The organism is Rhodohalobacter sulfatireducens (genome assembly GCF_022012475.1).
Taxonomy (GTDB): Bacteria; Bacteroidota; Rhodothermia; order Balneolales; family Balneolaceae; genus Rhodohalobacter; species Rhodohalobacter sulfatireducens.
In genome coordinates, this window is record NZ_JAKLWS010000112.1 from 1 (window position 1) to 629 (window position 629).

The following is a 629-nucleotide window of genomic DNA, read 5'->3' on the forward strand; positions in this document are numbered from 1 at the left end:
ATGAAAAAGACTGTTTTAACTCTGCTCGCCACTGTTGCCGTTTGTGTCGTTGTTGCATTACTCATTTTAAGGCTATTTAATACCCAGAAAATAAATCCATGTTCTCCGGCGACTTCAAACGCATACGCCGCTTTTTCTGATTCACTTTCCCAGAATCTGAATTGGCCTGATGACCTTGATATCACAGTCTTTTCCGGACCTAACCTAACCCCCAGTCCCGCTTCATTGGGGGTTGCTCCAACAGGTGATGTTTATGTCGGTGTCGACATGCAGGGTTCGCTGGGTAAAGAAATGGGCAGGGGAAAAATAGTACGATTGGTTGACTGCAATAATGATGGGATTCTAGATTCCAGTACTATTTTTGCTGAAGTGGATAACCCGCGGGGAATTCTACCTATGGGCGATAAGGTGTTTGTGCTTTACACTACTTTTTCTGCGGAAGACAGTTTGGCCACCGGCCAGGATCTCGTCGTTTTTGAAGATAAAAATGGAGACGGAGTGGCAGATGGTTCTCCTCAACCATTAATTGAGGGTATTGGTAATCCAAATTATATACAGAGCAGGGGTACCGACCATGCCACGAATGGTATCCAATTTGGTATCGACGGTTGGATCTATATCTCTGTGGG

The 629-nt window shown here is 45.0% G+C and carries 1 protein-coding gene; it reads left to right on the forward strand.

All coding sequences use genetic code 11. The annotated features are described in order from the left end of the window. Positions 1 to 629 (forward strand): DUF7133 domain-containing protein (locus L6773_RS21320; protein WP_237856701.1); only part of this gene is annotated, 629 nt, incomplete at its 3' end.